This is a genomic window from Hydrogenophaga sp., assembly GCF_019264445.1.
In the GTDB taxonomy this organism is placed as follows: domain Bacteria; phylum Pseudomonadota; class Gammaproteobacteria; order Burkholderiales; family Burkholderiaceae_C; genus Hydrogenophaga.
Genome location: NZ_JAHVAB010000040.1, coordinates 18,418 through 43,584, shown reverse-complemented (window position 1 = coordinate 43,584; position 25,167 = coordinate 18,418). Strand labels below are relative to the sequence as shown.

Annotated in this window: 21 protein-coding genes; 11 read left to right on the top strand and 10 right to left on the bottom strand. The window is 67.6% G+C overall.

Annotated elements, in window-relative coordinates:
• Positions 1–138 precede the first annotated feature (138 nt).
• The 8 genes from argB to KXJ60_RS06065 all read left to right on the top strand — a co-directional run bounded on the left by argB (position 139) and on the right by KXJ60_RS06065 (position 9,917).
• Positions 139–1,038 carry an acetylglutamate kinase gene (gene argB, locus KXJ60_RS06100; protein ID WP_291125222.1) on the top strand — a complete coding sequence of 300 codons (900 nt, stop codon included), beginning with the start codon at positions 139–141 and terminating at the stop codon, positions 1,036–1,038.
• A gap of 117 nt (positions 1,039–1,155) precedes the next feature.
• Positions 1,156–1,848, top strand: a complete 693-nt coding sequence (slmA, locus tag KXJ60_RS06095; RefSeq protein ID WP_291125220.1) for a nucleoid occlusion factor SlmA — start codon at positions 1,156–1,158, stop codon at positions 1,846–1,848.
• A gap of 164 nt (positions 1,849–2,012) precedes the next feature.
• Positions 2,013–2,717, top strand: coding sequence for a TetR/AcrR family transcriptional regulator (locus tag KXJ60_RS06090; RefSeq protein WP_291125218.1), 705 nt, complete (start codon positions 2,013–2,015; stop codon positions 2,715–2,717).
• Positions 2,718–2,754: 37 nt separating this feature from the next.
• Positions 2,755–4,551, top strand: coding sequence for an acyl-CoA dehydrogenase C-terminal domain-containing protein (locus KXJ60_RS06085; RefSeq protein WP_291125216.1), 1,797 nt, complete (start codon positions 2,755–2,757; stop codon positions 4,549–4,551).
• Between the two features lie 93 nt (positions 4,552–4,644).
• Positions 4,645–5,085 (top strand): DUF2147 domain-containing protein, encoded by a 441-nt coding sequence (locus KXJ60_RS06080; protein WP_291125213.1) that lies wholly within the window; start codon positions 4,645–4,647, stop codon positions 5,083–5,085.
• Positions 5,086–5,216: 131 nt separating this feature from the next.
• Positions 5,217–7,616: a 3-hydroxyacyl-CoA dehydrogenase/enoyl-CoA hydratase family protein gene (locus KXJ60_RS06075; protein ID WP_291125211.1), complete on the top strand. Its 2,400-nt coding sequence runs from the start codon at positions 5,217–5,219 to the stop codon at positions 7,614–7,616.
• 103 nt (positions 7,617–7,719) lie between these two features.
• The gene (locus KXJ60_RS06070; RefSeq protein ID WP_291125209.1) at positions 7,720–8,925 is read left to right on the top strand and encodes an acetyl-CoA C-acyltransferase; all 1,206 of its coding nucleotides are present in this window, start codon (positions 7,720–7,722) and stop codon (positions 8,923–8,925) included.
• Positions 8,926–9,092: 167 nt separating this feature from the next.
• The gene (locus KXJ60_RS06065) at positions 9,093–9,917 is read left to right on the top strand and encodes a thioesterase family protein (protein ID WP_291125207.1); all 825 of its coding nucleotides are present in this window, start codon (positions 9,093–9,095) and stop codon (positions 9,915–9,917) included.
• 112 nt (positions 9,918–10,029) lie between these two features.
• Here the strand turns inward: KXJ60_RS06065 and KXJ60_RS06060 are convergent, their stop codons facing one another.
• Positions 10,030–12,315: a patatin-like phospholipase family protein gene (locus KXJ60_RS06060; RefSeq protein ID WP_291125205.1), complete on the bottom strand. Its 2,286-nt coding sequence runs from the start codon at positions 12,313–12,315 to the stop codon at positions 10,030–10,032.
• 188 nt (positions 12,316–12,503) lie between these two features.
• Between KXJ60_RS06060 and KXJ60_RS06055 the strand changes: the two genes are divergently transcribed.
• Positions 12,504–13,268, top strand: coding sequence for an enoyl-CoA hydratase (locus KXJ60_RS06055; protein ID WP_291125203.1), 765 nt, complete (start codon positions 12,504–12,506; stop codon positions 13,266–13,268).
• Positions 13,269–13,279: 11 nt separating this feature from the next.
• Here KXJ60_RS06055 and KXJ60_RS06050 read toward each other — a convergent pair whose 3' ends face one another.
• Genes KXJ60_RS06050 through KXJ60_RS06030 form a run of 5 tightly spaced genes read right to left on the bottom strand, consistent with a single transcriptional unit; the run spans position 13,280 to position 18,647 of the window.
• On the bottom strand, positions 13,280–14,842 hold the full coding sequence (locus KXJ60_RS06050; protein WP_291125201.1) for a bifunctional 3-(3-hydroxy-phenyl)propionate/3-hydroxycinnamic acid hydroxylase: 1,563 nt from the start codon (positions 14,840–14,842) through the stop codon (positions 13,280–13,282).
• Positions 14,839–15,705 (bottom strand): fumarylacetoacetate hydrolase family protein, encoded by an 867-nt coding sequence (locus KXJ60_RS06045; RefSeq protein ID WP_291125199.1) that lies wholly within the window; start codon positions 15,703–15,705, stop codon positions 14,839–14,841. Before KXJ60_RS06045 ends, KXJ60_RS06050 begins: the two co-directional genes overlap by 4 nt.
• 27 nt (positions 15,706–15,732) lie before the next feature.
• Complete coding sequence (locus tag KXJ60_RS06040) at positions 15,733–16,638, bottom strand: VOC family protein (RefSeq protein WP_291125197.1); 906 nt, start codon at positions 16,636–16,638, stop codon at positions 15,733–15,735.
• Positions 16,635–17,630: an amidohydrolase family protein gene (locus KXJ60_RS06035; RefSeq protein WP_291125195.1), complete on the bottom strand. Its 996-nt coding sequence runs from the start codon at positions 17,628–17,630 to the stop codon at positions 16,635–16,637. The genes KXJ60_RS06040 and KXJ60_RS06035 overlap by 4 nt, the downstream gene beginning before the upstream one ends.
• A gap of 45 nt (positions 17,631–17,675) precedes the next feature.
• Positions 17,676–18,647, bottom strand: coding sequence for a tripartite tricarboxylate transporter substrate-binding protein (locus tag KXJ60_RS06030; protein ID WP_291125193.1), 972 nt, complete (start codon positions 18,645–18,647; stop codon positions 17,676–17,678).
• 122 nt (positions 18,648–18,769) lie between these two features.
• On the opposite strand from KXJ60_RS06030, the gene KXJ60_RS06025 reads away from it, so the two are divergent.
• On the top strand, positions 18,770–19,696 hold the full coding sequence (locus KXJ60_RS06025; protein WP_291125191.1) for a LysR family transcriptional regulator: 927 nt from the start codon (positions 18,770–18,772) through the stop codon (positions 19,694–19,696).
• Positions 19,697–19,714: 18 nt separating this feature from the next.
• Here KXJ60_RS06025 and KXJ60_RS06020 read toward each other — a convergent pair whose 3' ends face one another.
• The 4 genes from KXJ60_RS06020 to KXJ60_RS06005 all read right to left on the bottom strand — a co-directional run bounded on the left by KXJ60_RS06020 (position 19,715) and on the right by KXJ60_RS06005 (position 24,076).
• Positions 19,715–20,137, bottom strand: coding sequence for a heme-binding protein (locus KXJ60_RS06020; protein ID WP_291125189.1), 423 nt, complete (start codon positions 20,135–20,137; stop codon positions 19,715–19,717).
• A gap of 52 nt (positions 20,138–20,189) precedes the next feature.
• Positions 20,190–21,956, bottom strand: a complete 1,767-nt coding sequence (locus KXJ60_RS06015; protein ID WP_291125187.1) for a thiamine pyrophosphate-binding protein — start codon at positions 21,954–21,956, stop codon at positions 20,190–20,192.
• Positions 21,957–21,962: 6 nt separating this feature from the next.
• The gene (locus KXJ60_RS06010; RefSeq protein ID WP_291125185.1) at positions 21,963–22,949 is read right to left on the bottom strand and encodes a tripartite tricarboxylate transporter substrate-binding protein; all 987 of its coding nucleotides are present in this window, start codon (positions 22,947–22,949) and stop codon (positions 21,963–21,965) included.
• A gap of 119 nt (positions 22,950–23,068) precedes the next feature.
• Entirely contained in the window at positions 23,069–24,076 is a 1,008-nt protein-coding gene (locus tag KXJ60_RS06005; protein ID WP_291125183.1) for a tripartite tricarboxylate transporter substrate binding protein, read from the bottom strand.
• A 155-nt stretch (positions 24,077–24,231) separates the two neighbouring features.
• On the opposite strand from KXJ60_RS06005, the gene KXJ60_RS06000 reads away from it, so the two are divergent.
• Positions 24,232–25,122, top strand: coding sequence for an AraC family transcriptional regulator (locus tag KXJ60_RS06000; RefSeq protein ID WP_291125181.1), 891 nt, complete (start codon positions 24,232–24,234; stop codon positions 25,120–25,122).
• Positions 25,123–25,167: the final 45 nt, after the last annotated feature.

Below are 25,167 nucleotides of genomic sequence, written 5' to 3'. Positions count from 1 at the left end.
GCAGGGGGTAATGCCTGCCGCCCGTCCTGAGCCTGTCGAAAGGTGGTTTCGCGGCGTTTCTGGATGAGGTGCGGGCTGGAGGGGCGTGTCATGTGCTGGCCCTAGAATTTCCCCTTTGCCCGCCTCGCAGGAAACCGCATGACCGAGCCCACCGACATCACCTCCATTGCCCCGCGCGACAAGGCCGAGATCCTTGCGCAGGCGCTGCCGTACATCCGCAAGTACCACGGCAAGACCATGGTCATCAAGTACGGCGGCAACGCCATGACCGACCCCGCCTTGCAGCAGGACTTTGCCGAAGACGTGGTGCTGCTCAAGCTGGTCGGCATCAACCCGGTGGTGGTGCATGGAGGCGGCCCGCAGATCGAGACGCTGCTCAAGCGCCTGGGCAAACAAGGCCAGTTCATCCAGGGCATGCGCGTGACCGACCCGGAAACCATGGAGGTGGTGGAGTGGGTGCTGGCGGGTGAAGTGCAGCAGGACATCGTGGGTTTGATCAACCAGGCCGGTGGCAAGGCCGTGGGCCTGACCGGGCGCGATGGCGCCATGATCCGCGCGCGCAAGCTGCGCATGACCGACCAGAAAGACCCCCAGCTCGAGCACGACGTCGGCCAGGTGGGCGACATCGTGAGCATCGACCCCAGCGTGGTGCAGGCGCTGCAGGACGACCAGTTCATTCCGGTGGTCAGCCCCATCGGGTTTGGCGAGCAGAACGAGAGCTACAACATCAATGCCGACGTGGTGGCCGCCAAACTGGCCACGGTGCTGCAGGCCGAGAAGCTGCTCATGCTCACCAACATCCGCGGCGTGCTCGACAAGGACGGCCAGTTGCTGACCGAGCTCACGCCACGCCGCATCGACGAACTGGTGGAAGACGGCACGATCTCGGGCGGGATGATCCCCAAGATCGCCGGTGCGCTCGACGCGGCCAAGAGCGGTGTGAATGCGGTGCACATCATCGATGGACGCGTGCCGCACGCGCTGCTGCTCGAGGTGCTGGGCAACGAGCCCTTCGGCACCATGATCCGTTCGCACTGAGTGCGGTAGGCCGCTGGGTGAACGCGGTCACTCACTGACCTGCAAGGGCTCGACGCGGCTCGCTGTCGCTTGAGGGTGCCGTGCGAGAATCGCCGAACACCACACGGACCGCTCGCCATGACCTCCAACGTCCCAGAGTCCCCATCCCCGGAAGACCAAGCCGCACGTGAAGCCGCCGAGGCCATCGAGGCCGCGGCCCACGCCGACGGTGGTGCCCGCAAACGGCCCAAGCCTGGCGAGCGCCGTGTGCAGATCCTTCAGGCCCTGGCCACCATGCTGGAACAGCCCGGTGCCGAGCGCATTACCACCGCCGCGCTGGCCGCACGCCTGGAAGTGAGCGAGGCGGCGCTGTACCGCCATTTCGCGAGCAAGGCGCAAATGTTCGAAGGGCTGATTGAGTTCATCGAGCAGTCGGTCTTTGGCCTGATCAACCAGCTTGGCGAGCGCGAGCCCGACCCCAACGCGCGCTCACGCAAGCTCGTCACGCTGCTGCTGCAGTTCGGCGAAAAGAACCCCGGCATGACGCGCGTGATGGTGGGCGACGCGCTGGTGTTCGAGAACGAGCGCCTGCAGCAGCGCATGAACCTGTTCTTCGACAAGATCGAGTCGGCCCTGCGCCAGAACCTGCGCGAGACGTCGGTGCTGGCGGGCGCGGCCACGCCCACGGTCGACGCGCAGGCCGATGCCTCGGTGATCACCGCGTTTTGCGTGGGTCGGTTGCAGCGGTTTGCGCGCAGTGGCTTCAAGCGCACGCCTGGCGAAAACCTGGAGCACAGCCTCGCGCTGTTGTTGCCCACCGGGCGACTCTGAAGACCCGAGGTCTCGGCGCATTTAGGGCGCGGACCCTAAACAAAGGTCACGCAAACGGCCCCTCGTTTGCACGCGGCGGCGTTTTTGCGGTAAAAATAGAACGACCGTTCGATTATTCGAGCGGTCGCTTTTTTCAGCCCATCCCCTCCACCAGGACCGACCGCATGAGCGTGATACCGACAGCCCGCCGCACGCGCGCCGAAGCCGCGGCCCACAAGCCTTTGCAAAAAGGCCAGCAGACCAAAGCCGCCATCGTCGATGCAGCGTTGGGCCTGGCCACGCAGATTGGTCTGGAAGGGCTGTCGATCGGCGCGCTCGCGGAGGTCATGCAGATGAGCAAGTCGGGCGTGTTTGCCCACTTCGGCTCGCGCGAAGAGCTGCAGATTTCCGTGGTGCGCGAGTACCACACGCGTTTCGAAGACGAGGTCTTTTATCCCGCCATGTCGGCGGCACGCGGATTGCCCCGTTTGCGCAACCTGTTCGACAACTGGATGAAGCGCACCTCGGTGGAGATCGACTCCGGTTGCATCTACATCAGTGGCGCGGTCGAGTTCGACGACCGGCCCGGCCCGGTGCGCGACGCGCTGGCCAGCTCGGTGAACACCTGGCTCAGTGCCATGCGCCGCGCGGTGGAAATTGCCATTGAAGAAGGCCATCTGGCGGCCGACACCGACGCGTCACAGATGGCGTTTGAAGTTCATGCGCAGATCCTCGCGCTGCACTACGAGGCCCGCTTCCTGCGCAGTCCGGATTCCGTGCGCCGCGCCTTGCAAGCTTTCGAGGGCATCGTTCAGCGCTACAGCCGCGAAACGGATGCAGCCACCCGCACCCGCAAAACCCCCGCCCCGGCGCGCAAGCCGCAGGCCTGACTTTTCTCTTTTCACAAACCCAGCACAGGAGTTCCCCATGCCCGTTTACAACCCGCCCCTGCGAGACATGCAGTTTGTGATGCACGAAGTGCTCAAGGTGACCGACGACTTCAAGGCCATGCCGCAGCATGCCGAGGTGGATGCGGACACCATCAACGCCGTGTTGGAAGAAGCGGGCAAGTTTGCGTCGCAGGTGATTTTTCCGCTGAACATCAGCGGCGACACCGAAGGCTGCAAGCTCGACCAGAAGACGCACGAAGTCACCACGCCCACGGGTTTCAAGGAAGCCTACAAAACCTATGTGGAGGGCGGTTGGGCAGCCCTCTCGTGCGATCCCGCGTTTGGCGGTCAGGGCCTGCCGCTGGTGGTGAACCAGTGTTTCTACGAAATGATGAACTCGGCCAACCAGGCCTGGACGATGTACCCCGGCCTCACGCACGGCGCGTACGCCGCGCTGCACACCTACGGCACCGACGAGCAGAAGAAAACCTACCTGCCGAAGATGACCAGCGGCGAGTGGACCGGCACCATGTGCCTGACCGAACCTCATTGCGGCACCGACCTGGGTCTGATGCGCACCAAGGCCGAGCCGCAGCCCGACGGCACGTACAAGCTCACGGGCAACAAGATTTTCATCAGCGCCGGTGAACACGACATGGCCGACAACATCATTCACCTGGTGCTGGCCCGGCTGCCCGATGCGCCTCCCGGCATCAAGGGCGTGAGCCTGTTCATCGTGCCCAAGTTCCACGTGAAGGCCGACGGCACCATCAGCGAGCGCAACGGCATTTACTGCGGCGGCCTGGAACACAAGATGGGCATCCACGGCAATGCGACCGCGCAGATCGTGATCGATGGCGCCACCGGCACCCTGGTGGGCCAGCCCAACAAGGGCATGCAGGCCATGTTCGTGATGATGAACGCCGCCCGCCTGGGCGTGGGCAACCAGTCGCTCGGTCTGACCGAAGTGGCTTACCAGAACGCCCTGGCCTACGCGAAAGACCGCATCCAGATGCGCTCGCTCACCGGCCCCAAGGCCAAGGACAAGCCGGCCGATCCGATCATCGTGCACCCGGATGTGCGCCGCATGCTGCTCACCGCCAAGGCATATGCCGAGGGCGGCCGCGCACTGGCCATGTTCTGCTCGGTGCTGCTGGAGAAAGCGCACAACCACCCTGATGAGAAGGTGCGCAAGGACAGCGACGAGATGCTCTCGCTGCTCACGCCCATCACCAAAGCCTTCCTGACCGACAACGGCTACAACGCCGCCACGCAGTGTCAGCAGGTGTTTGGTGGCCATGGCTACATCAAGGAATGGGGCATGGAGCAGTTCGTGCGCGATGCCCGCATCAACATGATTTACGAGGGCACCAACACCATCCAGAGCCTGGATCTGCTGGGACGCAAGGTGCTGGGCAACAACGGCGCCACGCTCAAGAAGTTTGGCAAGCTCGTGGGCGCGCTGGTGATGGAAGAGGGCGTCAACGAAAAGATGGCCGAGTTCATCAACCCGCTGGCGGTGCTGGGTGAGCAGATCACCAAGTTCACCACCGAGATCGGCTTCAAGGGTCTGCAGAACGCCGACGAAGTGGGCGCTGCTGCCGTGGACTACCTGCGCGTGGCTGGCCACCTGGTGTTCGGCTACTTCTGGGCGCGCATGGCGCAGGTGGCGCTGCGTGAAATCGCGGCTGGCAACACCGACCCGTTCTACACCGCCAAGCTGCAGACCGCACGCTTCTATTTCGCCAAGCTGTTCCCCGAGACCGCGACGCTGATGCGCACGGCGCGCACCGGCAGCAAGGTGCTCATGGACACCGACGCCGCATTGGCATGACCCGCCTGCGCATCTCGGGGTGGCAACACCTGCGGCCAGGCCAGTCCTGTGCCGCGGTGATCCCGGTTTGAGACCTGTACCAAGGAGACTTCCATGATCAAGATCGCACTCACCGCCATCGCCCTCACGATGGTTTCCCTGCCAGCCCTCGCGCAGATGTCGCCCGTGGGCCTGTGGAAGACCATCGACGATGAGACCAAGAAGGAAAAATCGCTGGTCCGCATCACGGAGAGCAATGGCGTGTACAGCGGCAAGATCGAGAAGTTTCTCGACCCCACGACGAAGGTAGACGCGGTGTGCGACAAGTGCACCGACGAGCGCAAGGACAAACCCATCCTGGGCATGACGATCCTGCGCAACCTCAAGCAGAGCGCCGACGACAAGGCGGTGTACGACGGTGGCGACATCGTCGACCCGAACAACGGCAAGGTGTACCGCAGCCGCCTCAAGCCGGTTGACGACGGCAAGAAGCTGGAGATGCGCGGCTACATCGGCCCGTTCTACCGAACACAAACGTGGCTGCGGGTCGAATAAGGAAACACCCCCGCCGCGCTTCGCGCGACCCCCTCAAGGGGGCGACACCTGCGGCCCGGCACAGCCGGTTTCGCGGTATCTCTCGACAACTGTCCCTCACGCGTTGCGTGGCGTGCAAAGGAACCCGAAGAATGAACCGATTTCAAGTGAAGAAAGTCGCCGTGCTCGGCGCGGGCGTGATGGGTGCGCAGATCGCTGCGCATCTGGTCAACGTCAAGGTGCCGGTGGTGCTGTTTGACCTGCCCGCCAAGGAAGGCCCGAAGAACGGTATCGTGACCCGCGCGGTGGAGGGCCTGAAGAAGCTCAAGCCTTCGCCGCTGGGTGTGGCGTCTGATGCCGACCTGATCGGCCAGGCCAACTACGAACAGCACATGGAGCAGCTCAAGGACTGCGACCTCATCATCGAGGCCATTGCCGAGCGCATGGACTGGAAGCTCGATCTGTACACCAAGATCGCGCCCTTCATTGCCGAGCACGCCATCGTGGCCTCCAACACCTCGGGCCTGTCGATCACGAAGCTGAGCGAAGCGCTGCCCGAAGCGATCAAGCCGCGCTTCTGCGGCATTCACTTCTTCAACCCGCCGCGCTACATGACGCTGGTGGAGCTGATTGCCACACCGACCACCGAACCGCAGATCCTCAACGACCTGGAAACCTTTGTCACCAGTGGCCTGGGCAAGGGCGTGGTGCGTGCCAAGGACACGCCGAACTTTGTGGCCAACCGCATCGGCATCGCCGGCATGCTGGCCACGATGAAAGAGGTGGAGAACTTTGGCCTCACCTACGACGTGGTCGATGACCTCACCGGCAAGCGCCTGGGCCGTGCGAGCAGCGGCACCTTCCGCACCGCCGACGTGGTGGGCCTAGACACCATGGCCCACGTGGTGAAGACGCTGCAGGACAACCTGAGCCTGGAGACGGATCCTTTCTACGGCAGCTTCGGCACACCGCCGGTGCTCAAGAAGCTCATCGAACTCGGCAACCTGGGCCAGAAAGCCAAGGCCGGTTTCTACAAGAAGGTCGGCCGCGACATCCTGCGCTTTGACCTGGACAGCGAAGACTACGTGCCCGGTGGCGAGAAGGCCGACGAGGTGTACGGCCGCATGCTCAAGCGCCCGGCCGCCGAACGCCTGAAGCTGCTGCGCAATGCCGAAGGCCCGCAGGGCCGGTTCCTCTGGGCCATCTTGCGCAACAGCTTTCACTACGCCGCCGTGCACCTGGCCACCATTGCCGAGACCGCGCGCGACGTGGACCAGGCCATGCGCTGGGGCTTCGGCATGAAGCAGGGCCCCTTCGAGCTCTGGCAGGAAGCCGGCTGGCTGGAGGTGGCCAAGATGGTCCAGGAGGACATCGACGCCGGCAAGGCGCTGAGCACGGCGCCGCTGCCCGAGTGGGTGTTCAAGGGGCCGGTGGCCGAGGCGGGTGGTGTGCACACCGCGCAAGGGTCTTGGAACCCCACGAAGGGCGAGTTCCAGGGCCGCCTGCAGCTGCCGGTGTACCAGCGCCAGCACTTCCCCGAGCTGTTGCTGGGCGAAGCCGGTGCGAAGTTCGAGACGGCAGGCAGCACGATCGAAGAGAACGATTCGATCCGCCTCTGGACGCTGGACGAGCAGGTGCTCATTGCCAGCATCAAGACCAAGATGCACGCCATCAGCCCCGAGGTGTGCGAAGGCCTGATGGCGGCTGTGGACCTGGCGGAGAAGGAGTACCAGGGTCTGGTGATCTGGTCGGGCGACGAGCCCTTCAGCGCCGGTGCCGACCTGCAGGCCATGCTGCCCGCCTTCATGGCGGTGGGTGTGGCGGCCATCGAAGACGCCGAGGGCTTCATGCAGCAGACCATGCTGCGACTGCGCTATGCCAACGTGCCGGTGGTGTCTGCCGTGCGCGGCCTCGCGCTGGGCGGTGGCTGTGAGCTGGCCGTGTACAGCGCGCGCCGCGTGGTGCACATGGAAAGCTACATCGGCCTGGTGGAAGTGGGCGTGGGCCTCGTGCCTGGCGCCGGCGGCCTGACCTACATCGCGCGCCGCGCGGCCGAAAACGCCGAGACCTCCACCGGCAAAGACCTGCTGCCTTTCCTCACCGAAGGCTTCACCGCAGCCGCGATGGCCAAGGTGGGCACCAGCGCGCTGGAGTCGCGCAAGCTCGGCTACGTGCTGCACTCCGACGTGATCGTGCCGCACAAGGACGAGCTGCTGTATGTGGCCATCAACGAGGCCAAGGGCCTGTTCAACGGCGGCTACCGTGCGCCGCACAAGCGGCTGTTCCCGGTGGCGGGGCGCGACGGCAAGGCGACCATCCTGGGCAGCCTGGTGAACATGCGCGACGGCGGCTTCATCAGCCAGCACGACTTCCACATCGCCTCGCTGATTGCGAACGTGGTGACCGGTGGCGACGTGGAGCCGGGCACGCTGGTGAGTGAGGACTACCTGATGACGCTGGAGCGCCGTGCGTTCTGCTCGCTGATCGTGCACCCCAAGACGCAGGAACGAATCCTCGGGATGCTCAACACGGGCAAACCGGTGAGAAATTGACCCACCCCCGCCGCGCTTTGCGCGACCCCCTCAAGGGGGCAACACCAGCGGCCCGGCAAAGCCGGTTCCGCGGTGTTCTGGACAAGACACTTTTGGAGTCAACATGAAACAGATTCAAGACGCCTACATCGTCGCCGCCACCCGCACCCCCATTGGCCGTTCGCACAAGGGCTCCTTCAAGCACTTGCGCCCCGACGACCTGCTGGCCCTGGCCTTGCGCTCGGCGCTCAGCCAGGTGCCGGGGCTGGATCCCAAGGCCATCGAGGACGTGATCTGCGGCTGCGCCATTCCCGAGGCGCAGCAAGGCCTGAACGTGGCGCGCATCGGCGCCATCCTGGCGGGCCTGCCCAACAGCGTGGGCGGCATCACGGTGAACCGCTTCTGCGCCTCCGGCCTGTCGGCGGTGCAGATGGCGGCCGACCGCATTCGCGTGGGTGAGGCCGACGTGATGATCGCCGCCGGCACCGAGAGCATGAGCATGGTGCCCATGATGGGCAACTCGCCCAGCCTCTCGCCCACCATCTTCCGCAACACCGACGACGTGGAGAGCTATGGCATTGCCTACGGCATGGGCCTGACCGCCGAGAAAGTGGCGCAGAAGTGGAAGGTCTCGCGCGAAGCGCAAGACGCTTTCGCGTTGCAGTCGCACCAGCGCGCCGTGGTGGCCATGAAGAACGGCGAGTTCACCGACGAGATCACGCCGGTGGAAGTGACCGAGCGCAGCGTGGACCTGGAGAGCGCGGAAGTCACCACGAGCACGCGCACGGTGAGCCTGGACGAAGGCGCGCGGCCCGACACCTCCATCGAGGGCCTGGCCAAGCTGCGCACGGTGTTCGCGGCGCGCGGTTCCGTCACTGCCGGCAACAGCTCGCAGACCAGCGACGGCGCAGGCGCGCTCATCCTGGCGAGCGAGTCGGCCGTCAAGCGCTTTGGCCTCACACCGCTGGCGCGCTTCGTGAGCTACGCCTCGCGCGGTGTGCCGCCGCACCTCATGGGCATCGGCCCCATTGAGGCGATTCCTGCGGCGCTGAAGTCTGCGGGGCTCACCCAGGACCAGCTCGACTGGATCGAGCTGAACGAAGCGTTTGCCGCGCAGTCGCTGGCCGTCATGAACACGCTTGGCCTGGACCCGGCCAAGGTCAACCCCATGGGTGGCGCCATTGCGCTGGGCCACCCGTTGGGCGCCACCGGTGCCATCCGCGCAGCCACCGTGGTGCATGCGCTCAAGCGCCACAACAAGAAGTACGGCATGGTGACGATGTGCGTGGGCATGGGTCAGGGCGCCGCCGGCGTTTTCGAAAGGGTCTGACGACCCACCCCCGCGCCGCGCTGGCGCGCGTCACCCCCTGAGAGGGGGCGGTGCCTGCGGCCCGGCGGAGCCGGTTCCGCGACACCCCTGGGCCTCATTCACTTCGCGCCGGTACGCTTGTTGCGAGGTGACTGCAGGATGGTTTGTTTCTTCAGCCCACTTTAGCCATGAGCCACCCACATCCCTTTGACCAGGCCATCGCGCTGACCCCCACCGGTCCGCACCAGTACAGCGGCGCCACGTCCCCGCCTTACGGCAACATGGTCGGGCCGTTCGGGGGTGTGACCGCGGCGGTGGTCATGCAGTCGGTGATGCAGCATGTGCAGCGGCTGGGCGAGCCGATCTCGCTCACGGTGAACTACGCTGCGGCGCTGGCCGATGGGGCGTTCGCGCTCACGGCGCGGCCGGTGCGCACCAACCGTTCCACACAGCACTGGGTGATGGAGATCACCCAGCCCGATGCGAATGGCGAACCCACCACGGTGATCACGGCCACCGCCGTGACCGCTGCGCGGCGCGAGACCTGGGGCGTGGACGACGAGCCCATGCCGCCCGTGCCTGCACCAGCCGACGTGCCGCGTGCGCGGCTGGAAGCCCGGGTGGAATGGGTCAGCCGCTACGCCATGCATCCGATCACCGGTGCCCTGCCCACGGTGTGGGAGGGCCAGGGCGACGGCAGCCTGATGCAGATGTGGGTGCGCGACGACCCGCTGCGGGCGCTGGACTTCTGCAGCCTCACGGCGCTGGCCGATGTGTTCTACCCGCGCGTGTGGCTGCGCCGCGCCCGCCCCGTGCCCACCGGGACGGTGTCGATGACGGTGTACTTCCACGCGGGTTCACGCGAACTGGAGGCCACCGGCAGCGGCTGGCTGCTGGCGCAGGCACGGGCGCAGGCGTTTCGCAATGGCTTCTTTGACCAGACCGCACAGCTCTGGAACGAAGCCGGCGTGCTGCTGGCCACCACGCACCAGATCGTCTACTACAAGGAGTGAACCACCCCCGCCGCGCTGCGCGCGACCCCCTCAAGGGGGCGACACCCGCGGCCTGGCAAAGCCGGTTCCGCGGTGTCTGCTGGAAGAACGTCTGGTGCGCCGGTGGCGGTTTTCATGGCCGGCCCAGGAACAGGTACAGCCCGGTGTAGCCGCGCGGCGCACTCACGATGCTGAGGTAGAGCGGGCCGATGCCGGTGTCCGCCCCCACAAACAGGCTGGAGCCCGCACGAAGGTCGCCAAACGAGATGTCGCGCCGCGACGTCCACGCGTTGCCCGCTTCCAGCGAGCCCCCCACGAACAGCGCGCGCGCCACACCCACGCTCCAGGGCAGGCGCTGGTAGTAGGTGAGGCGGCCAAACACGAGGTAGTTGCCCGCCACCTGGCCCACGCGGTAGCCCGAGAGCTGCTGGAAGCCGCCGAGCGAATACTCGTCGATGGCGCCCAGGGGAATCTGGCTCGTCTTGGCCAGGCGAGCGCCGAAGTTGAAGGTGTGCACGCCCCACGACTTCACGGCGGTGGCGGTGCCTTCAAAACTCGTGAACGGGCTGCTGGATGCGCCGTCGAAACTGCGACGGCCAAACACCACCTCGCCTTCGGCGCGGTAGCCGCTGGAGGGGAAATTCGCGTAGTCGAGCTGGTCGGCAATGACCGCACCGCGCACGCCCAGCTCGCGCCATTTGAGCGAGGTGGTGGAGCCCGCCGGGATGCTGCTGGCCAACAGCTCGGGTGTGACCCGCCGCTGCGCGGCCACCACGCCCACGCGCATGTCGCCCACGTTGCCGAGCAGGCCCATGGGCCAGCCGATGTCGGCGCCCACGCGCAGGCTTTGCCGCTGCACCAGCGCCAGCGCGTCGCCCTCGGGGCTGAACAGCTCCACCTTGCGCAGGTTGGCGTCCGCGTAGGCGGCCACGAAGCGGTCGCTGTGCAGCGTGAGCGGCTGGTAGATCTCGGAGTACAGGCCCACGGTTTCGCCGAGCTGCACGCGGTTGCGCCATTCGGCGCCGCTGTCGTTGAGCCAGTGTCGGTTGTGGCTGATGCGCAGGTTGAAGGCGCCCTGGCCCTGGAAGTCGGTGCGCAGGTCCAGGCCCACGCGCAGGTAGTTCGGCCCCCAGGCGTTTTCGCGCAGCTGCACGGTCAGGTCTTCAGCGCCGTCGCTGCGCCGCACCAGGCTGTAGTCCACGCGCTCATAGTCGCCCATGGCGGCCAGTCGCTGCAGATCGCCTTCGAGCTTGGGCACGTCCAGGCGCTGGCCCTCGGAGGTGTCCATCGTGGTGGCCAGGCGCGCCGCGCGCTGCTCGTTCACGCCTTCGAACTTCACCGACGCCACCGCGCCGATGCGCCCGGTGTTGGCCAGGGCCTGTGCCTCGCGTGCGGCAGCCCAGCGTTGGTAGCTGGGCGCGTCCACCGCAAAGCGCGCGAGCGCTTCTTTCACGGTCAAGGCGTACTCGTTGCCAATCTTCACCAGCTCGGGTGCGCGGCCGAAGTCGCCCGAGGTGAGCTGGCCCAGTGGCGGCGCCAGCAGCAGGTCTTGAGGCTTCAGGGTGGCGATGCTGGCCTGCACGTTCTGCTCGGTCAGGATGTTGACCATCTGCGTGGTGATCCCCACCACGCTGCCCAGCGTTTCGCGCCCGGCCAGTGGCGTGCCGATGTTCACGGCGATCACCACGTCGGCGCCCATGCGCCGCGCCACGTCCACCGGCAGGTTGTTCACCAGCCCGCCGTCGCCCAGGATGCGGCCGTCCACCGCCAGCGGCGAGAACACCCCGGGCACCGACATGCTGGCGCGCAGCGCGGCGGCCAGGTCGCCGTGGTCCATCACCACCGCCTTGCCGGTTTCCATGTCGGTGGCCACGGCGCGAAACGGCGTGGGCAGGCCGTCGAAGTTGGCCAGGTGGCGGGTGGAGAGCGTGTAGCGCCGCAGCAGCATCTCCAGCGAACGGGTGGACACCGCGCCCGAAGGCAGCACGAACTGGCCGTCGCGAAAACCCAGCATCAGCACCGGCGAGAGCTCGAAGTCTTCTTCCTTGCGGCGCTGCGACAGCAACTGGCGCGGCTCGCGGCGGTCGAACAGGTCGCCCCAGTTCACCGCCAGGATCTCGCGCTCCAAGTCATCGGCCGTCATGCCACTGGCGTAGAGCCCGCCGACGATGGCGCCCATGGACGTGCCCACGATCACATCCACCGGCACGCGGGCGGCCTCCAGCGCCTTGAGCACGCCGACATGCGCGAAGCCGCGCGCACCACCGCCCGAGAGCACCAGCCCCACGCGCGGGCGTTCGCTGCCGCCCTTGGCCGCCGGTTCGCCCGCCGTTTGGGCCTGCGCGGGCAGGGTGACCAGCAGCAGCGCCAGGGCGCCGGCAAGGCGGGGAACGAAGAGGGCGGCGAATCGGGACAGCATGGAAGGCACCTGTGGACAGCGGCAGCGCCGGGTGGGCGAAAGCGGCAAGTGTAGGTGTCGGGCATGGCAAAACAGCGGCCTGAAACACGCTGTCACGCACCGGTCAGCCACTGGGCGCACGGCCCCAGAAAAGCACGCCCGTTCGTGGTAATTTGCGGGTCCTTCCCGACACTCCCAGAGACACCCCCATGAGCGACATCCTCGTCCACACCGAAGCCGGCGTCTGCACCCTCACGTTCAACCGCCCCGACAAAAAGAACTCCATCACCGCCGCCATGTACGGCACGTTGGCCGATGCGCTGCAGGCCGCGCAGGACGATGCCGCCGTGCGTTGCGTGGTGCTGCAGGGCAACGAGGCGATCTTCTCGTCGGGCAACGACATCGGGGACTTTCTCAACAACCCGCCCGCCACCACCGAGTCCCCGGTGTTCCGCTTCCTGCGCGGCATTGCGCAGTTTCCCAAGCCCCTGATTGCGGCTGTGTGCGGACCGGCCGTGGGCGTGGGCACCACGCTGCTGTTCCATTGCGACCTGGTGTACGCGGGCGACAACGCCGCGTTCTCCATGCCCTTCGTGAACCTGGGCCTGTGCCCGGAGGCGGCATCGAGCCTGCTGGTGCCGCAGATGCTGGGCTACCACCGGGCTGCCGAAGCGCTGCTGCTGGGCGAGCCCTTCATGGCCGAGGCCGCGCTCGAAGTGGGCCTGGTCAACCGCGTGCTGCCCCCGCTGGAAGTGGCCGGCTATGCGCAAACGGTGGCGCGCAAGATGGCGGCCAAACCCATGAGTTCGCTGATCGAGACCAAGCGCCTCATGAAGAAGGGCCAGGCGCAGCAGGTCATGGCGGTGATGGCCGAAGAGGGTGTCAGCTTTGGCCGCATGCTCGGCGAGCCGGCGGCCAAAGAAGCCTTCGGCGCGTTCCTGGAGCGCCGCAAGCCGGATTTCTCGAAGGTGTGAGCCTCTGCGGCTCAGGCCGCCATGGCGGCCTCGGCTCTGCCCAGCGCGTTGGCCAGTTCGCCCACCAGCGCCGGCACCTCTTCGCCCTGCGCGGTCACGCCGTACACATAGTTGTCGGGCCGCACCAGCGCGGCCACACACCCGTGCCGCTGGAACCACGCCTGCACCACGCCATCGGCCTCCTGTGCTTCGGGTGAGCCCACCGCCACGGTGCGCAGCCAGGGGTGGCCTGTGTCTTGCGCGATGTGTTGACCTGGCGCCAGCACCAGCCGCCAGCCGTTGCCTGCGACGGCATCCATGCGTTGTCGCCCGGTGCGGGTGATCAGCCACGGCTGCGGAAACAGGCTGCCGCGCGCTGCGTGCGTCTGCGCCGACAGCAAGCCCGCTTCGAGCTGGGGAAGGATGTCCTGGCGGGGTGTGTCTTTCACCACGCCACCGCATTGCGCGAGCAGGGCGGCGTCGCGTTCGCGGGCCTTGGCCGGGTCTCGCTCGCAGATCACGGCGCCCACGTGCTTGATGCGGCTGGTGAGCTCGCGCACGTGCGCCTTGCGCTCGGTGCCGTAGCTCTCCAGCAGCGCTTGCGCGTGAGCGCCGGTCACCTCACCGCGCAGCACGGCGATGAGCTTCCAGGCGAGGTTGGTCGCGTCGCGCACGCCCTGGCACATGCCCTGGCCCAGAAACGGCGGCTGCATGTGCGCCGCATCGCCCGCCAGGAACACGCGGCCCTGGCGCCATTGCTGCGCCACCAGGGCGTGAAAGCGGTAGCTGGACTGGCGCCACAGCGTGCCGTCTTGCGGCGTGATCCAGCGCGACAGCAGTTGCCATGTGGCTTCGGGTGTGGCGGCGAGTTTGGGGTCTTCGCCGGGCTTGAGCGAGATCTCCCAACGGCGGTGGTTCTTCGGTCCGATGACCAGCGTGCAGGGTCGTTCGGGTTCGCAGAACTGCACGCTCACCGGGGGCAGCTTGGCCAGTCCGCGCTCGTTCATGAGCACGTCCACCACCAGCCAGGGTTCATCGAAGTCGAGGTCTTCCAGTGCCATGTCGAGCTGGTTGCGCACGGTGCTGGCGCCGCCGTCGCACGCCACCACGTAGGCCGCGCGCACGGCCTTCTCGGTGCCGTCTGGCGCGCGGAGGGTGAGGTCCACGCCCTGCGCGTCGTGCGTGATGCGCGTCATCTCCACGCCCAGCTCAACCGCGACATTGGGCAGCTGTGCCACGCGCTCGCGCAGCACACGCTCCACTTCGGGCTGCGTGAACACCATCGAAGGCGTGTGTGCCTGCGGGTAGGGTGGGGCGACCATGGTCATGCGGCGGATCAGTTGGCCGTCCACGCCAAAGTACTCGGACGGCGTGAACGGTTCGCAGAACGGCGCAACGGCCTCGGCCACGCCGAGCTGCTGGAACACCCGCATGATTTCGTGGTCGAGCGAGATGGCGCGCGGGATCTCGTACACCCCGGTGAGCCTTTCGAACACGGCCACGCGCAGGCCCGCCTGGCCCAGTAGGCCGGCAGCCACCACGCCCGCCGGCCCATAGCCGACGATGGCGACGTCATAGACCGCTGCGGCGTTCATGCGGCCTCGTTCGCGATCGGGTTGACCAGCGTGCCGATGCCTTCGATGGCCACCTCGTAGGTGTCGCCGGCTTTCATCCACACCGGCGGTGTGCGCGCCTGGCCCACGCCGGCGGGCGTGCCCATGGCGATCACGTCGCCCGGCTCCAGCGTGAGCACTTCGGCCAGCAGCGCGATGGTTTCGGCCACGTTGAAGATCATGTCGCTGGTGTTGGCGTCCTGCATCACGGCACCGTTGAGGCGGCCCTGAATCTTCAGGCCGACCGCACCCGGCGGCAGTTCGTCGGCCGTCACCAGCACCGGCCCGAAGGCGCCCGTGCCGTCGAAGTTCTTGCCGATGGTCCACTGCGGGGTGCGCTTCTGGTAGTCGCGCACGCTCATGTCGTTGAAGCAGCTGTAGCCCAGCACGTATTGCAGCGCATCGGCCTGGGTGGTGTGGCGCGGCACGCGGCGGCCGATCACCACGGCGAGTTCGGCCTCGTAGTCGAAGCGCGACGACACCTTGGGCACCACACCGGCGGCGCCGTGCGCAATGAGCGAGCTGGAGCCGCGGTAGAAGAACCACGGGTAGTCGGGCTTGTCGCGGCCGCCTTCCTTGGCGTGGTCGAAGTAGTTCAGGCCCAGGCACACGGTCTTGCCGGGGTCCGGCACCAGGGGCGCCAGCGTGGCGGCGGCCAGCGGCTGGCGGGGGGTCGTGCTCGCCAGCGCGGCGCGGGCAGCGGCGAGCAGGTCAACGCCCTGGTGCAGGGCGGCGCGCAGGTCGCAGGGCACATGGGGCTGTGCGTCGTTCAGGTCGATCAGGTTTTCGCCGTCGACGACGGCCAGACGGGGTGCGCCCTGGCGCAGGTAGGTGGTGAATTTCATGGTGAGGTGAACAGAGAGAGAAAAGGTTCAGGCGAGCGGGGCAAAGTGCACGCGGCGTTGGGCTTCCTTCAGCGTGGCGCCGGGCGGTGGCGAGATGCCCCATTGGTCAACGCGGCCAGGGGGCCATTTCCAGTCGGCCGGGCCGCGTGGCTGGTAGCTGTCGTCCACCTGCTCGACCTCGGCCGTGTACTCGATGACGACGCCAAACGGGTCAATGAAATAGTTGAAGAGGTTGTTGCCCGGGCCATGGCGGCCCGGTCCCCACTCGATGGGATGGCCGGCGTCTTTCATGCGGCCCCCGCCCCGCATCACGGCGTCGGCGTCGGGCATCAGGAAGGCGATGTGATTGAGTGCGTCGTTGTCGGCCACGCCCACCGCGAGCGTGTGGTGGTCGTGGTTGCAGTTCATGAAGGCGATGGCGACCGTGCGGTCGGCGAGCTTGAAGCCCAAGGCCTCGGTGAAGAACCGCTGCGTGTCGTCCACGGCGTGGCTGTTGAGCACCACGTGCGTGAGGCGCATGGGTTTGTCGCGCTGCGGGCCCTGGTCGGCGTGGCGCGCGTCGCCGTGCACCACCTCGAACACGCGGCCGTGCGGGTCGCACAGCGTCAGCCCGGTGCCGCCAGCGGGGTCGTGGGTGATGGGGCCCACTGGCGAAGCGATGTGCCCGCCCGCGGCCAGCGCAGCCTGCGCCACCGCAGGCAAGGCTTGTGCGCTGCGCGCACGCAGGGTGACGTGCCGGATCTGGGGCACCTCACCGCCCGCGTGCAGGGCCAGCAGGTGGTGGTCGCTGCCGGTGCCGCGCAGGTAGAGGGCGTGGTCGGTGCGGTGGGCCACCTGCAGATGCCAGACCTGCGTGTAGAAAGCTTCGGCGCGCGCGAGATCGGGCACGTTCAGCGCCACGCTGCGCACGGATTCGATCCAGGGTGAACTCATGGGGATGTGGCTTTCTGTGTGCCGAGAAACCGCTCGGCGTTGTGGCGCACCAGCGCGGCGGCGGTGGCGTCGTCGAAGCCTGCGGCTTCGATGCGCGACACCGGCGTGCGGTCGTGGAAGTTGAAGGGGTAGTCGGTGCCGATCATCAGTTGCGACGCGCCGAAGAAGTCCACCAGATGGCGCAGGGTGGGCGTGTCGAACACCAGCGTGTCGTAGAAGAGGCGGCGCGCCTGCTCCACGGGCGATGTCTGCACGGCTTCGCGCAGCGCCGGGAACACGCCCCAGCCCTGCTGCAGGCGCGGCAGCAGCGAGGCCAGCGTGCCGCCGCCGTGGCTGAAGGCCAGCCGCAGCTTCGGGCGGCGCACCAGCAGGTTGCTGGTGATCACCGAGGCCGCGGCCAGACCCACTTCGCCCGGGTAACCCACCACTTGCTGCAGCGGCGCCGGGCCCACCAGGCGGTCCATGCCGGCGGGGCGGATGGCGTGCACGAACACCGCGGCGTCCAGCGCTTCACACGCTTCGAAGAAGGGGTCGAACACCGGCGATCCGATGGGCACACCGTTGATGTTGCTGCCCACCTCCACGCCGCTGAAGCCGAGCGTTTTCACCACGTACTCGAGCTCGCGGAGGGCCAGGTCCATGTCTTGCAGCGGCACGGCGCCCAGCCCGGCGAGCTGGCCGTTGCCGGCGTCCACCATGCTGGCGATCTGGTCGTTGAGGTAGCGCAGCAGCTGCTGCGCATCGGCCGGTGCCATCCAGTACGACAGCAGCTCGGGCATGGGCGAGAGCACCTGCAGCGCCAGGCCCATGCCGGGCAGGTCTTCCAGCCGGCGTGAGACGCTCCAGCAGGCTTCCGAGACCGTGCGGTAGTTTTTGCCCGCGATCATCACGCTGCGGTGGCAGGGCTGCGCCGGCGCCATCGAAGGCCAGTCGGTGGGCGCGGTGCGGCCGATGTAGGCGGGAAAGTTTTCCGGCACGACGTGCGAATGCATGTCGATGCCGCCGCAGGCGCAACGCAGGGTGGACGCCACAGTTCGTTACTCCGCCGTGATGCCCAGGGCCTTGACGATGTCGCGCCAGCGGCTGTGTTCGCCGCGCATGAAGGCATCGAACTCGGCCACCGACATCTTCTGCTCGGCCAGCGAGCCCAGCTGCTGCATGCGCTGCGCCACTTCGGGCTGGCGCAGCACGGTTTCCAGGTCGCGGTTCACGCGGGCCACCACGTCGGCGGGTGTGCCGGTGGGGGCGAACACGCCGTTCCAGCCGGTGTACTCAAAACCGGGGAAGGTCTCGCTGAGGGCGGGCACGTTGGGCATGTCGGCCTGGCGCTGCGCGGTGCTCACCGCGAGGGCGCGCAGCTGCCCGCTCTTGATGAAGGCGGTGAGCGCGGCGTCGGGCAGGCACACAAGCTGCACGCGCCCGCCCACCACATCCTGAATCGCTTCGGGGGCCTTGGTGTAGGGCACGTGGTTGAGCTTCACGCCGGCCTTGGCGGCCACGCTGTCGGCCAGCATGCCCGAGAAGGTCTTGGGCCCTTCGGTGGCGATCGAGATGACGCCCGGCTGGGCCTTGGCCATGGCCAGGGTTTCGGCGAGGTCCTTGCCCGCGAAGCCGCTGGCCGCGGCGATCACGAACGGACTGCGTCCCACCAGCCGCACGGGCACGAAGTCTTTCACCGGGTCGTACGGCAGGGTCTTGAAGGTGAAGGCGTTGGTGACCATCGCGGCCGTGGTCGCGTAGTAGAAGGTGTAGCCGTCGGCGGGGGAGCGCGCGGCGGCCTGCGCACCGATCACGTTTTGCCCGCCGGGGCGGTTCTCCACCACGATGCCCTGGTTCCACAGGCGCGCCAGCTGGTCGGTGACGTAGCGCGCCAGGATGTCGGGGCCCGCGCCGGCCGGCTGGGAGAGGATGAATTTCACGGGGCGCTGTGGCCACGCGGGCGTCTGGGCGCGCAGGGCGCCGGCCAGGGGCAACAGGAGCGCGGCTCCCGCAAAGTGTCTGCGTTTCATGGGTCTTGTCTCCTGCGGGCCGTGCGTGCGGCGCGGTGGGTTTTTGGGCGATTCCGGGCACCATGCTAGGGATCAATGTGGTGGATGAAAAGACGATGGCATGGATTCATAAAATCCACGCCATGGATATTCGAAATGTGGACCTGAACCTGCTCGTGGTGTTTGACGCCATGGCCCGCCACTGCAGCGTGGGGCGCGCCGGTGACGCGCTCGGCCTGAGCCAGCCGGCCACGAGCGCGGCCCTGGCGCGGCTGCGCACCGTGTTCGACGACGCCCTGTTCGTGCGTGCCGGCGCGCAGATGAAGCCGACGCCGCGCGCCATGGAGCTGGCCCCGGCCGTGCAAAGGGTGGTGGAGGCGATCAACGCGGAGATCCTGCAGAAGGCCAGCTTTGATCCTGCGCGTGCCGAGCGCACCTTCACCATCCTCACGCCCGACATTGGCGAGGTGGCGTTTCTGCCCGGGGTGTTGCGCCGCCTGCGGCAGGAGGCACCGCAGGTGCGGCTGCTGGCCACCGCGCGCTCGCGCTTTGCGGCAGCCGAGGCGCTGGAGTCGGGCGAGGCCGATCTGGCCGTGGGCTTTTTCCCCGACCTGCACAAGGCCGGCTTTTTTCAGCAGGCGCTGTTCAGGACGTCGTACGCGTGCGTCACCTGTGCCAAAGCCGGGCCGGCGGCAGCGCGCCTGTCGCTCAAGCAATACCTCGCGGCCCGGCATGTGGTGGTGCGCCCGGACGGGCGCGAACACCTGCTCGACCGCTACCTGAGCGATAAGGGCTGGCAGCGCCACGTCATGCTGGAGCTCTCGCACTTCATGAGCCTGCTCGCGCTGTTGCCGGGCACCGACCTCGTGGCCACCGTGCCCGAAGACATCGCCACCGTGCTGGAGCGGCACGTCGCCATCCGGCGCATCGCGCTGCCGTTTCACGTGCCGGTGATCGATGTGCAGCAGTTCTGGCACCGCCGCATGCAGCACGACCTGGCCAACCGCTGGCTGCGCGGCGTGTTCTTCGAGGTGAACCGGCGTGAGGCGAATGAGGGTTTGCCGGGCTGAGTGGCCCGGCCCGGCGCATCAGCCGTGGCTCAGACCCGCGGCGGTCACGCCAGCCATGCAGATGACCTCGTCTTCATCGCCCGTGCCACCGCTGGCGCCCACGGCGCCCAGCAGCTGGCCTTGCGCGTCCTTGATCAGCACGGCGCCGGGTTGCGGCAGGAACTTGCCGTCGGCGGTGGCGGCGAGTGCCACGAAAAAGTTGGGGTTGCCCTTGGCGCGTTCGGCCAGCGTGCGGCTGGACACGCCCATGCCGATGGCTCCCCAGGCCTTGGCGCGCGCCACGTCAAAGCGGAACATGCTGGCGCCGTCTTCGCTGGCAAAGGCCTTGAGGTTGCCGCCGGCATCGAGCACGGCCACGCCCATGGGCTGGTAGCCCATTTCCTTGGACTTGGCGAGGGCGGCGGTGATGATCTGCTGGGCTTGGGCGAGGGTGAGGGTCATGGTGGGTCCGGTTGAAAAGTGAAGTCAGAAAGCATAGCGCCTGGGCTCTGCCTCAAGTGCCATCTCTGGATGCGGTTCGTTTTTCTGACGCGGGCGGCGCGGGTCCGGTGAGGGCGTCGAATCCATACCGGTTCATGCTGCCGAACATCGGCATGGCGGGATGGGGCAGGAACCTGGTGCGGCAATCGATGACGGCGGGCAGGCCCGAGGCGATGGCGCGCGCGATGGCGGGGCCCACGTCCTGCGCACGCCGGACCACTTCGCCGTGGCACCCGAAGCCGCGGGCCACGGCGGCGTAGTCGGTTTCGTCCAGCGAGGTGCCGAGTTCGAAGTCGAACTGCATCTTCTGGCCCTGCCGGATGATTCCCCAGGCCGCGTTGTTGTGGATCACATTGATCACCGGCAGGCGCTCGCGGCGCGCGGTGTCCAGCTCGTTGAGCGTGAAACCGAACGAGCCGTCGCCGGTGATGTTGAGCACCGCGCGGCCGGGGTGCTGCAGCTGGAGCGCGAGCGCATACGGCAGGCCGAAGCCAAGGTGGCTCATGCCCGGTTCGTGGAAGCGTGTGCGAACGTCCTTCACAGGCGTGAAATCGTTGCTCCAGAACGTGGTGTGGCCGCCGTCGTACACGGCCAGCGCGTCGTCGGGCATGGCCTGCGCCACGGCGCTGGCCAGGGCAGCGGGGTGCATGGTTTCTTCGGTGTCGCGTGCCATCACGGCGAGCTTGGCGTCGTACTGCGCGCGCACAGCCCGGATGCCCGGCAACCACTGCGCGTCGATCTGGAAAGCGCCCGCATCGTTCAGCGCCGCGTTCAGGTCGGCCAGCGCGAGCGAGGCGTCTGCCAGCATGCCGACCTCGTGCATCACCGGGTGGCCGAGGGCGGAGGGGTCGATGTTGATGCTGATCACGCGGTGGCTGCGGCGCGCCAGCGCCCCGCGCTCGTCCCACATCCAGGACGACCAGCGGCAACCGATGGAGACGATGACGTCGGCCTGCTCAAACGCGGCGCGCACGGCCTCGCCCGCGATCAAGCCACCGTGGCCGATGAAATGCGGGCTGTCGGTGGGCACCACGCCGAGCGCCATTTGCGTGGGCACCACCGGGGCCTTCAGGGTGGCGGCCAGCGCGCGCACGGCGGTGGCGGCGTGGCTGCTGATGACGCCGCCACCGGCCACCACCAGCGGGCGCTTGGCCGTGCGCAGCAGTCGCACGGCCTGCTCGATCGCATCGGCCGCCGGGCGCGCCGAGTGCGAGGCGCGGTAGCGCGAGGGCGCCGGAGCGAACTCGTCGTCGGCGAAGCTGCACGGGGCGCCAAGCACGTCCTGCGGAATGTCCAGGTGCACCGGCCCGGGCCGCCCGCCGAGCGCTTCCCGGAATGCGGTGCGCACCAGCTCGGGCATGCGGCGCGCATCGTGCACCACGGCGTTCCACTTGGTCAGTGGCGCGAGCACGGCCCGGGTGTCCATGTCCATGAACATGCCGCTGTGCGGGTACGCGGCGGCGCGGTGCTGGTTGGTGGTGATGGCCAGCAGCGGCAGGTGGTTGTTGAAGGCCACGCCCATGCCGGAGGCCAAGTTGAGGCCGCCCGGGCCCATCTCGCCCAGCGCCACCGCCATGCGGCCGCTGCCGGCGTGTATGGCAGCGGCCATCATGGGGCCGGCGGCTTCGTGCCGCACGCCCATGAAACGCATGCCGCGCTGTTGGGAAATGGCGTGCAGCAAGGGCGTGAGCTTGCCGCCCACGATGCCGAACACATGGCCCACGTTTTCGGCGGCGAGGGCCGCCACCAGGGCTTGAGCCCCTGTCAGATGCAAAGCCACGCGGTGTCAGTCCTCTGCGGTGAAGCCGGTGGTCTTGGCCAGACCCGCCCAGCGCTGGTGGTCCTGTCGCACGATGGCCGCGAACTCGGCCGGCGACTGGTGAATGGCCTGCAGGCCGTTGCGCGTCAGGATCTCGGTGAACTCGGGCGCCTGCAGGCCTTCGCGCACCAGGGCGTTGAGCCTGGTGACGGTGTCGGCGGGCGTGCGGGCGGGCACGAACCAGCCCAGCCATTCCTGAATCGCGATGTCCTTGTAGCCCAGCTCGACCATGGTCGGCACGTCGGGCATGAACACTGAGCGTTGCGGGTTGGTGACCGCGAGCGAGCGCAGTTTGCCGGCGCGCACGTGCGGCAGCACCTCGCCGATCACGTTGAAGCTCACCGGAATCTGGCCCCCCATCACGTCGTTGAGCAGTGGGGCGCCACCACGGTAGGGCACGACGGTGAACTCAAAGCCCGCCGCCTTCTGCAGCAGCATGCCCGCGAAGTGCAGCGCAGAGCCGGCCGCCGGCACGCCGTAGGTGGCCATCTTGGGGTTGGACCTGGCCCACTGGATGTAGTCGGCCACGGTCTTGATCTCGGGGGGCAGTCCCGGGCCTGCGGTGAACGAGAAGCCGTAGTTGACCGTGGTGGACACGGGGATGAAGTCGGCCAGCGGGTCGTAGGCGAGCTTCTTGTAGGTGTGGGGATAGAGCACCATGGGCGAGCTCGGGATCTGCAGGATGGTCAAGCCATCGGGCGCTGCGCGCTTGACGTACTCGACCGCGATGCGACCGCCCGCGCCGGTGCGGCTTTCGACCACCACGGCGGGCGCGTATCGGCCGCGCATTTTTTCGGCCAGCGGGCGGGCCACGTTGTCGCCCATGCCCCCGGCGGGAAAGCCGGAGACCACGAAGGCGGTGCCCGCGCCGGGCGCCTGGGCCAGGGCAGGGAGCAGGAAGGGCGCGGCGCCGGTGGCGGCGCCGGCCTGTATCAGGGCGCGTCGGTTGAGCATCAGGTGTCTCCTTCTTGTACGTGGTGTGCAGATGCGGTCGCCACGATAGGGGCGTTGTCCGACACGGTCCATGGACGAAAGCGCAGCGTGCTTGCACATTTCCGGCATCGGCGCAGGCCCTACTCGGCCTTCACGCCCGCCACCTCGATGGCCTTCTTGTGCACCTCGATGTCGCGCGCGAGGAACGCGCGAAACTCCTGCGGGGTCGATGGCGTGGGCACGGCGCCGTTGATGTCGAACTGCTTGCGCAGCTCCGGTTGTTGCAGGGCCTGCGCCAGGGTGCGCCGCAGGGTGTCCACCGCGCCGGGCGGCAGGCCCTTGGGTGCCATCAGGCCGATCCAGCCCGCGAACTCGAAGCCGGGCAGCGTCTGGGCAATGGAAGGCACGTCGCCCAAGGGGCGCGACTCGGTCGTCATGCTGTGCGCCAGCAGCCGCAAGCGGCCGTTCTGCACCTGGCCCATAGCCGCCGGTGCGGGCGTGAGCACCCAGTCGGTCTCGCCCGCCACCACCGAGGTCACACCCTGCGCGCCCCCTTTGTACGGCACATGCAGCGACTGGAAGCCCCCCGCCGATTGCAGCGCCGCGCCGGCCAGGTGGCTCGTGGAGCCCACGCCTGCCGAGGCCATGTTGCTGTTGCTGCCCTTTGACCTGGCGTACGCGATCAGCTCGGCCACGTTGCGCACGGGCAGCGCGGGGTTGACCACCAGCACATTGGGCAGCAAGGCGATCAGCGAGATGAAATCGAAGTCCTTGAGCGGGTCGTAGGGCACGGCCTTCTGCAGCAAAGGCGCGATGGTGATCGAGCTGCTGCTGGCGACGATCACGGTGTGGCCGTCGGCCGGCGATGTGCGACCCACTTCCACACCCAGTGCACCGGCGGCACCTGCCTTGTTGTCCACCACCAGGGGTTGCGCAAAGCCCTGTGCCATCTGCGTGCTCAGGATGCGTGCAATGGTGTCGATGGAGCTGCCCGGTGCATTGGGCACGATGAATTTCACGGGGCGCTGCGGAAAAGTGCCCTGGGCCCAGGCGCGGCTGCCGCCGCTGGTGGCCGCCAGCGCCACCAGCGGCGGCAGGGCGGCCAGCAGACGGCGGCGGGAGGGGTGGGCGGGTGAAGGGTGTGGCATGCGTGTCTCCATCGTTGTGGTGTGGTGGTCTCGTGCCGGCCCGCCTGCGGTGCAGCGGCCGTCACCGGCCGATGATGAGCGGGCCGGCGCCTTCGCGCGATGGACGATTCGGACAGGCCTTGTAGTTTTCCGGCATGCGGTGACAATCGCGCGCCATGAGCACCTCGCCCTTGTTGCTGGTTCCATTCCATGAAGTCCGACACGAGCAGCCGGACGATTGCCTGCACTACGAGTCGGTGGCGGTGCGCGGCTCGGAGATGGACTGGACGATTCCCGCGCATCGGCACGATGGCTTGCACCAGTTCCAGTGGCTCGAACAAGGCCAGCTGCACGGCACCATCGACGGCCGTGAATTCGAGGCCCAGGCCCCCGTGCTGCTGATGCTCGCCCCCGGCTCGGTGCACGGCTTCACCTACACGCCCGACACCGTGGGTCATCAGGTCACTGTGCCCACCGCCACGCTGCGCAAGCTGCTGGGTGGCTCGAACCTGACCGACATGGGGCTGGGCACCTCCTGCGTACTGGCAGACATGGACGACGAGAACTCGGCCGAGTGCAAGAGCCTCTTCACCCAGGTCGCACGCGAGTTCCGCATGCAGAGCCCGGGGCGGGTGCATGCGCTGTTGTCTTGCGCCACGCTGCTGGCGGTGCAGGTGCTGCGCCAGCGCGGCGAGCACTTCATTCGCGAAAGAGGGCAGGGTGCGCGCGATGCGCTGGTGCGCCGCTACCTGGCGCTGGTGGAGCTGCATTTCCGGGGGCACGAAGCGCTGCCCTTTTACGCGCAGGCGCTTGGCGTCACGCCCGACCACCTCAGCCGCACCTGCCGCCACGCGCTGCGGCGGTCGGCGCTGCAGATCCTGCACGAGCGGCTGATGCTCGAGGCGCGCCGTCTGCTCGCCTACTCGTCCCTGTCGGTCACGCAAGTGGCACAACAGCTGGGCTACGACGACGCGGCGTACTTCAGCAAGTTTTTCAGCCGCGTGGTGGGCCATACGCCGTCGGAGTACCGTGCGCTGGTGGCCAGCGGCGTGCGCGGTGCGGACTGAGAGGGCCCGCGCCGCTGGACACCGAAACATCTGGGAACATCATTT

Bases quoted from the DNA above. Each gene is read 5' to 3' on its own strand.
- argB (WP_291125222.1), top strand. From the start codon at position 139: ATGACCGAGCCCACCGACATCACCTCCATTGCCCCGCGCGACAAGGCC.
- slmA (WP_291125220.1), top strand. From the start codon at position 1,156: ATGACCTCCAACGTCCCAGAGTCCCCATCCCCGGAAGACCAAGCCGCA.
- KXJ60_RS06090 (WP_291125218.1), top strand. From the start codon at position 2,013: ATGAGCGTGATACCGACAGCCCGCCGCACGCGCGCCGAAGCCGCGGCC.
- KXJ60_RS06085 (WP_291125216.1), top strand. From the start codon at position 2,755: ATGCCCGTTTACAACCCGCCCCTGCGAGACATGCAGTTTGTGATGCAC.
- KXJ60_RS06080 (WP_291125213.1), top strand. From the start codon at position 4,645: ATGATCAAGATCGCACTCACCGCCATCGCCCTCACGATGGTTTCCCTG.
- KXJ60_RS06075 (WP_291125211.1), top strand. From the start codon at position 5,217: ATGAACCGATTTCAAGTGAAGAAAGTCGCCGTGCTCGGCGCGGGCGTG.
- KXJ60_RS06070 (WP_291125209.1), top strand. From the start codon at position 7,720: ATGAAACAGATTCAAGACGCCTACATCGTCGCCGCCACCCGCACCCCC.
- KXJ60_RS06065 (WP_291125207.1), top strand. From the start codon at position 9,093: ATGAGCCACCCACATCCCTTTGACCAGGCCATCGCGCTGACCCCCACC.
- KXJ60_RS06060 (WP_291125205.1), bottom strand. From the start codon at position 12,315: ATGCTGTCCCGATTCGCCGCCCTCTTCGTTCCCCGCCTTGCCGGCGCC.
- KXJ60_RS06055 (WP_291125203.1), top strand. From the start codon at position 12,504: ATGAGCGACATCCTCGTCCACACCGAAGCCGGCGTCTGCACCCTCACG.
- KXJ60_RS06050 (WP_291125201.1), bottom strand. From the start codon at position 14,842: ATGAACGCCGCAGCGGTCTATGACGTCGCCATCGTCGGCTATGGGCCG.
- KXJ60_RS06045 (WP_291125199.1), bottom strand. From the start codon at position 15,705: ATGAAATTCACCACCTACCTGCGCCAGGGCGCACCCCGTCTGGCCGTC.
- KXJ60_RS06040 (WP_291125197.1), bottom strand. From the start codon at position 16,638: ATGAGTTCACCCTGGATCGAATCCGTGCGCAGCGTGGCGCTGAACGTG.
- KXJ60_RS06035 (WP_291125195.1), bottom strand. From the start codon at position 17,630: ATGCATTCGCACGTCGTGCCGGAAAACTTTCCCGCCTACATCGGCCGC.
- KXJ60_RS06030 (WP_291125193.1), bottom strand. From the start codon at position 18,647: ATGAAACGCAGACACTTTGCGGGAGCCGCGCTCCTGTTGCCCCTGGCC.
- KXJ60_RS06025 (WP_291125191.1), top strand. From the start codon at position 18,770: ATGGATATTCGAAATGTGGACCTGAACCTGCTCGTGGTGTTTGACGCC.
- KXJ60_RS06020 (WP_291125189.1), bottom strand. From the start codon at position 20,137: ATGACCCTCACCCTCGCCCAAGCCCAGCAGATCATCACCGCCGCCCTC.
- KXJ60_RS06010 (WP_291125185.1), bottom strand. From the start codon at position 22,949: ATGCTCAACCGACGCGCCCTGATACAGGCCGGCGCCGCCACCGGCGCC.
- KXJ60_RS06005 (WP_291125183.1), bottom strand. From the start codon at position 24,076: ATGCCACACCCTTCACCCGCCCACCCCTCCCGCCGCCGTCTGCTGGCC.
- KXJ60_RS06000 (WP_291125181.1), top strand. From the start codon at position 24,232: ATGAGCACCTCGCCCTTGTTGCTGGTTCCATTCCATGAAGTCCGACAC.